Source organism: Paracoccus sp. (in: a-proteobacteria), assembly GCF_046462195.1.
Classification (GTDB): domain Bacteria; phylum Pseudomonadota; class Alphaproteobacteria; order Rhodobacterales; family Rhodobacteraceae; genus Paracoccus.
Genome location: NZ_JBKGUN010000232.1, coordinates 1 through 6545, shown reverse-complemented (window position 1 = coordinate 6545; position 6545 = coordinate 1). Strand labels below are relative to the sequence as shown.

At 61.7% G+C, this 6545-nt stretch carries 8 protein-coding genes and 1 pseudogene; 8 read left to right on the top strand and 1 reads right to left on the bottom strand.

The features are described 5' to 3' along the window. A partial coding sequence (rph, locus tag ACLHHB_RS14665) for a ribonuclease PH (RefSeq protein WP_410219025.1) occupies positions 1–536 on the bottom strand: 536 nt, incomplete at its 3' end. Positions 537–607: 71 nt separating this feature from the next. Here rph and hrcA point away from each other — a divergent pair. The 8 genes and pseudogenes from hrcA to ACLHHB_RS14625 form a co-directional block, all read left to right on the top strand. Further along, complete coding sequence (gene hrcA / locus ACLHHB_RS14660; RefSeq protein WP_410219024.1) at positions 608–1663, top strand: heat-inducible transcriptional repressor HrcA; 1056 nt, start codon at positions 608–610, stop codon at positions 1661–1663. Positions 1664–1693: 30 nt separating this feature from the next. Beyond that, on the top strand, positions 1694–2206 hold the full coding sequence (locus ACLHHB_RS14655; protein WP_410219026.1) for a nucleotide exchange factor GrpE: 513 nt from the start codon (positions 1694–1696) through the stop codon (positions 2204–2206). Between the two features lie 127 nt (positions 2207–2333). After that, positions 2334–2918 (top strand): S-(hydroxymethyl)glutathione synthase, encoded by a 585-nt coding sequence (gene gfa / locus ACLHHB_RS14650; protein ID WP_410219023.1) that lies wholly within the window; start codon positions 2334–2336, stop codon positions 2916–2918. 95 nt (positions 2919–3013) lie between these two features. Beyond that, on the top strand, positions 3014–4144 hold the full coding sequence (locus ACLHHB_RS14645; RefSeq protein WP_410219022.1) for an S-(hydroxymethyl)glutathione dehydrogenase/class III alcohol dehydrogenase: 1131 nt from the start codon (positions 3014–3016) through the stop codon (positions 4142–4144). 79 nt (positions 4145–4223) lie between these two features. After that, positions 4224–4856, top strand: a complete 633-nt coding sequence (locus ACLHHB_RS14640; protein WP_410219021.1) for an ATP-dependent Clp protease proteolytic subunit — start codon at positions 4224–4226, stop codon at positions 4854–4856. After that, the gene (locus ACLHHB_RS14635) at positions 4853–5374 is read left to right on the top strand and encodes an N-acetyltransferase family protein (protein WP_410219020.1); all 522 of its coding nucleotides are present in this window, start codon (positions 4853–4855) and stop codon (positions 5372–5374) included. Before ACLHHB_RS14640 ends, ACLHHB_RS14635 begins: the two co-directional genes overlap by 4 nt. Beyond that, positions 5364–6197: an S-formylglutathione hydrolase gene (gene fghA / locus ACLHHB_RS14630; protein ID WP_410219019.1), complete on the top strand. Its 834-nt coding sequence runs from the start codon at positions 5364–5366 to the stop codon at positions 6195–6197. The genes ACLHHB_RS14635 and fghA overlap by 11 nt, the downstream gene beginning before the upstream one ends. A gap of 168 nt (positions 6198–6365) precedes the next feature. Then, positions 6366–6545, top strand: a pseudogene (locus tag ACLHHB_RS14625) (PQQ-dependent dehydrogenase, methanol/ethanol family); the annotation flags it as partial.

Below are 6545 nucleotides of genomic sequence, written 5' to 3'. Positions count from 1 at the left end.
TCGGCATAGTCCAGATCCAGCAGCGGCTGCCCGGCGTAAATGCCGCAACTGACGGCGGCGACATGATCGATGATCGGATCGCTACTGATTGCGCCCGCCTTCAGCAACTTGTTCACCGCAAGGCGCAGGGCGACCCAGCCTCCGGTGATCGAAGCGCAGCGGGTGCCGCCATCAGCTTGGATCACGTCACAATCAATGGTGATCTGGCGTTCACCCAACGCGCTGCGGTCCACGCCGGCACGCAGGCTGCGGCCGATCAGACGCTGGATTTCCTGCGTGCGGCCCGACTGCTTGCCCTGCGCAGCCTCTCGCCGGTTGCGGGTATGCGTGGCACGCGGCAGCATCCCGTATTCTGCAGTCACCCAGCCAAGGCCGGTTCCCTTGAGGAAACGGGGCGGACTCTCCTCGATGGACGCCGTGCACAGCACATGCGTATTCCCGCAGCGGATCAGGCAGGACCCTTCCGCATGCCGCATCACTCCGGTTTCAATTGAAATCGGTCGCATTTGGCTTAGATTCCGGCCAGAAGGGCGCATGACTGTTCCTTTTCGTGAAGATAGGTTGCCCATACCGCCCATGGGCACCGTCACGCAACCCCGCGAGGGCCATGACCCAGGAAACGCTGCTGAACGAACTGAATGACCGATCCCGCGAAGTCTTTCGCCGGGTGGTCGAGGCGTATCTGGACACGGGCGAGCCCGTCGGCTCGCGCACCTTGACGCGCACCTTGTCCGAGAAGGTCAGCGCAGCCACGATTCGCAACGTCATGCAGGATCTGGAACTGATGGGTCTGCTGGACAGTCCTCACATATCAGCCGGACGGCTGCCTTCCCAAATGGGACTGCGACTGTTTGTCGACGGGATGATGGAGGTGGATGACGTCACGCCCACCGACCGCGCCGCCATTGACCAGACGCTTGGGACCGACGATCCGGAGACGGGAGTTCTGCTGGACCGTGTCAGCACCGCCCTTTCATCCATCACGCGCGGCGCATCGCTGGTTCTGATGCCCAAGCACGAGGCACCCATCCGCCATATCGAATTCGTCAGCCTCGGCGCGGATCGGGCGCTGGTGGTTCTGGTCTTTGCCGATGGACATGTCGAGAATCGCATCTTCACGCCGCCTCCAGGCCAGACTCCATCCTCGATGCGTGAAGCTGCCAACTTCCTCAATGCCATGGCCGAAGGAAAGACCTTGGCCGAGCTGCGGGGTCAACTGGCTGGTCAGATCGCGACGCGCCGTCGCGAACTGGATGTCCTGGCCGCCGAACTGGTGGAATCGGGGATCGCACTCTGGGGGGCCGAGGCGGCAGATCCTCGGCTGATCGTGCGGGGACGGGCCAATCTTCTGGACAGCGAACTGGCTGATCTGGACCGGATCCGCAGCTTGTTCGATGATCTGGAACGCAAACGAGACATTGTCGAATTTCTGGAACTGACCGAGAAAGGGGATGGGGTCCGCATCTTTATAGGGTCCGAGAACAAGCTTTTTTCACTTTCGGGTTCCGCTCTAGTGGTTTCACCCTATATGAATTCCGACCGTAAAATTATAGGCGCGGTGGGTGTCATCGGGCCGACCCGGTTGAACTATGGCCGGATCGTTCCGATCGTCGATTATACTGCGCAGCTGGTCGGACGCGTGCTGTCCGGCCGGAAAGGATGAATGAGGATGACCGAGCAGAACGAACAACCGATGGACGAATTTCTGGACGATCCGTTGGCGGACCCTGAAGGCGACGATACCATTGCCCGCCTGACCGCCGAGCGGGACGAGCTGCGCGACAAATGGATGCGCGCCCTGGCCGATGCAGAAAATTCACGCAAGCGGGCCGACAAGGATCGTCGTGATGCAGAACAGTACGGCGGATCGCGTCTGGCACGCGATCTGTTGCCTGTTCATGACGCACTCACACGCGCGCTTGATGCCGTGGGCGATGAACAGCGGACCGCTGCAGCGGCCTTGATCGAAGGCGTTGAACTGACCCTGCGCGAGTTGTCCAACGTCTTCACCAAGCACGGGATCACCATCATCCGTCCCGAGACAGGCACGAAGTTCGATCCTTCCGTTCATGAAGCCATGTTCGAAGCCCCGGTTCCCGGAACGATTGCCGGCAACATCATCCAGGTGATGGACAACGGCTTCCAGCTGCATGACCGCCTGCTGCGCCCCGCCAAGGTTGGCGTATCCTCGACCCCTGCCAGCTGACATCTGCGCACCGACCGCCTGAGGTAGCGCGGCATTTTTCATGCCGGGCTACCACCTTCCTCCGACTTGCCGAAAGTTCCCGTTGGCGCGACGCTGCAAGGAGCCTGATCGCCTGGAGGAGGGGACCATGACGATTTCTGATGGCGTAAAAATTCACCCGGCTGTCGACGCCGGTGTCAAGCAAGCGAGCCCAAGCTTTTCAGGCGGCGTCCTGACGTGCCATTGCGCGACGGACCCGGTCAAGGTGCGGATCAATGCACAAACCGCGCATAACCATGTTTGCGGCTGCACCAAGTGCTGGAAGCCCGACGACGCCATCTTCAGCCAGGTGGCCGTAGTTTCGAGAGACGCAGTCGAGGTTGTGGAGCACGCCGAAAAGCTGGAAACGGTCAACCCGGATGCGCCGATCCAGCGCCAGCGATGCCGCGAGTGCGGCGTCCACATGTATGGACGCATCGAGAACAAGGACCATCCCTTCTACGGCCTTGACTTCGTCCACAGCGAATTGTCGAACGAGCCGGGCTGGGCCGCACCTGAATTCGCGGCCTTTGTCAGTTCGGTCATCGAAGGAGGTGTCGACCCCTCGCGCATGGATGGCATCCGGGCCCGCCTGCGGGAATTGGGGCTGGAGCCTTATGATGCCCTGTCCCCGCCCTTGATGGACGCGATCGCAACCCATGTGGCCAAGCGGGCAGGTGCCTTGCCGGCTTGACGATCGGCCATCCTGACCGGAAGAACCGCCAAGGGGCCGCACAGTCGGCCCCTTGGCCCTGACCGAAAGCCCAACGAGGCGATAGGAGAGAAAGAATGAGAACCCGTGCCGCCGTGGCCCTCGAGGCCGGCAAACCGCTGGAAGTGATGGAGGTCAATCTCGAAGGCCCCAAAGCCGGTGAAGTGATGGTCGAGATCAAGGCGACCGGCATTTGCCACACCGACGAATTCACCCGTTCGGGTGCCGATCCGGAGGGGATCTTCCCCGCGATCCTGGGCCACGAAGGCGCAGGCGTCGTGGTCGAGGTCGGGCCGGGCGTGACCTCGGTCAAGCCGGGCGACCACGTGATCCCCCTCTACACCCCAGAATGCCGCGAATGTGCCTCTTGCCTGTCGGGCAAGACCAACCTCTGCACGCGTATCCGGGCAACCCAGGGTCAGGGTCTGATGCCCGACGGCACCTCGCGCTTCAGCATGCTGGATGGCACGCCGATCTATCACTACATGGGCTGCTCGACCTTCTCGAACTACACTGTCCTGCCAGAAATCGCCGTGGCAAAGGTCCGCGAGGACGCTCCTTTCGACAAGATCTGCTATATCGGATGCGGCGTGACCACCGGCATCGGCGCGGTGATCAACACCGCCAAGGTCGAGATCGGCGCCAAGGCGGTCGTGTTCGGCCTGGGCGGCATCGGTCTGAACGTGATCCAGGGCCTGCGCATGGCGGGCGCCGACATGATCATCGGTGTCGACCTGAACAACGACAAGAAAGAGATGGCCGAACGCTTCGGGATGACGCATTTCGTCAACCCCAAGGAAATCGACGGCGGCATCGTCCAGCATATCGTCGAGATGACCAAGACGCCTTTCGACCAGATCGGCGGCGCGGATTACAGCTTTGACGCCACCGGCAGCACCAAGGTGATGCGCGATGCACTTGAATGCACGCACCGGGGCTGGGGCCAGTCGGTCATCATCGGCGTGGCGGCAGCGGGCGCTGAGATCAGCACCCGCCCGTTCCAACTGGTCACCGGCCGCGTCTGGAAGGGCACGGCCTTTGGTGGTGCCCGCGGCCGGACAGACGTGCCCCGGATCGTCGACTGGTACATGGACGGCAAGATAGAGATCGACCCGATGATCACCCACACCATGCCGCTCGAGGACATCAACAAGGGCTTCGACCTGATGCATCATGGCGAATCCATCCGCTCGGTCGTCCTTTACTGATCCTTCATCGCTGCTTAGGTAATAGAACGGCGGGGCCTTGGTCCCGCCGTCGCCATGAGAAAGAACAAGGAGCAGGCCGATGCGTCACCAGTGGCTGGACGATGACGACGACGAACCGGAAGAAGACGACCGCCGCCACAAGGAAGAGGGCGGACTGGGCCTTCCCGAAGGCGACAAGATCGGCAAGCTGTACTTCAAGTCGCGCACCGTGATCGTCGCGGGCGCGATCAACGACAAGCTGGCGCAGCGCACCGTTGCCCACCTGTTGGCCTTGGCCGAAGACAGCGACGAGCCGATCAACATGCTGATCAGTTCTCCTGGTGGCCATGTCGAATCGGGGGACATGATCCATGACGTGATCAAGTTCATCCGCCCGACCGTGCGGACCATCGGTTCGGGCTGGGTGGCCAGCGCCGGAGCCCTCATCTTCGTTGCCGCGAAGAAGGAAAACCGCTACTGCCTGCCCAATACGCGCTTCCTGATCCACCAGCCCTCGGGCGGGATCGGCGGCACGTCCTCGGACATGATGATCCAGGCAGAACAGGTGCGCCTGATGCGCGACCGCCTGAACCAGATCTTTTCCGAAGCCACGGGACAGTCGGTCGAGCGGATCGAGAAGGACACGCAGCGCGACTTCTGGCTGAACACGCAAGAGGCGCTGGATTACGGCCTTCTGGGTCAGGTGATCCGGAGCGTGGACGAACTGAAATGAGCGGGCAGGGCGGATTGACGGTCCGCCCCGCCACCCCCGACGATCACGATGCCATCTGGCAGATCCTGCAGCCCGTTTACCGGACCGGTGAAACCTACTGCATCCCCCGTGACATCACGCGTGGCGAGGCTTTGTCCGATTGGTTTGCCCATCCTTTCACTGCCTTTGTCGCCGAAAGCGGTGGCCGCGTGCTGGGCACGAGCCATGTGGGCGCCAATCGCCCGGCTGGCGGATCACATGTGGCAAATGCCTCGTTTGCGACGGACCCAGAGGCCAGGGGGCGCGGTGTGGCGCGTGCGCTGGTTGAACACGCCAAGGCTTGGGCTCGCGACCAGGGCTTCCGGGCCATGCAGTTCAATTTCGTCGTGTCCACCAATGCCGATGCCGTCCATTTGTGGCAGAAAGCGGGTTTTTCCATTGTGGGCCGCCTGCCGGACGCGTTTCTTCACCCACAGTTGGGGCCGGTGGATGCGCTGGTCATGTTCCAAACCCTGAAGGGAGACACGAATGAGCCTTGAGACCCTGTCTGAAAACCGCAGCTTTGGCGGCACCCAAGGCGTTTACCGCCATCATTCGCAATCGACCGGAACCGACATGACCTTTGCGGTCTTCCTGCCCGAACTTGCGCAGCACGGCCGCGTCCCGGTGTTGTGGTATCTGTCCGGCCTGACCTGCACACATGAAAACGCGATGACCAAGGCTGCGGCCCAGCAGTGGTGCGACGAAGCGGGCATCGCCATCATCTTTCCCGACACATCGCCACGCGGGGAAGGCGTTGCCAACGACGAAGCTTATGATCTGGGGCAGGGCGCCGGCTTTTATGTGAACGCGACGCAGGACCCTTGGAAGCCTCACTTCAAGATGTGGCAGTACATCGTTCATGAACTGCCCGAACTGGTCAGCGACAACTTTGCCATCGATCGCGATGCGATGGGTATCAGTGGCCATTCGATGGGGGGGCATGGCGCCCTGACCATCGCCATGACGCATCCGGATCGGTACAAATCCGTTTCGGCCTTTGCGCCCATTGCCCACCCGACCGAGTCCGACTGGGGCCGCAAGCAGTTCACCGCCTATCTGGGCGATGATCGCGAGACATGGCGGGCGCATGACTCCACCCTTCTGATGCGCGACCGCGGCTATCCTGGCGAGGTGCTGATCGATCAGGGCAGCGCCGATCAGTTTCTGGACCTGCTCAAGCCCGAATCGTTGGCACATGCCATGATGGAGCGCCGTCAGCCTGGCCAGTTCAGGATGCAGGCTGGCTATGACCACAGCTACTTCTTCGTGCAAAGCCTGATGGGCGATCACGTGTTCTGGCACGCCGAACGACTGGCATAGGCGATTTGCCAAATCTTCCCGGTGGCCCTGCCAATTCCCCATAAGACTTTAGGGGCATATGGCAGGGCCGTTGATTGACGCAAGGAGGTGCGCAACCAACACTTGGGTATGGGCAGCCGCGGGCGGAGGAACTTGCGGCGCTGGATCCAGGAGCGGAGGAGCACTTCTATGAAACATCTCTTGAACAGCGCGGCTGTCGCGCTGCTTCTGACGGGCGCGTCGGCCTATGCGAACGAAAGCGTCATGACGGAAACGGCCAAACCGGAACAATGGGCCATTCAGACTGGGAACTATGCCAACCAGCGCTATTCTGAGCTGGACCAGATCACCCGGGAAAACGTCGGCGAC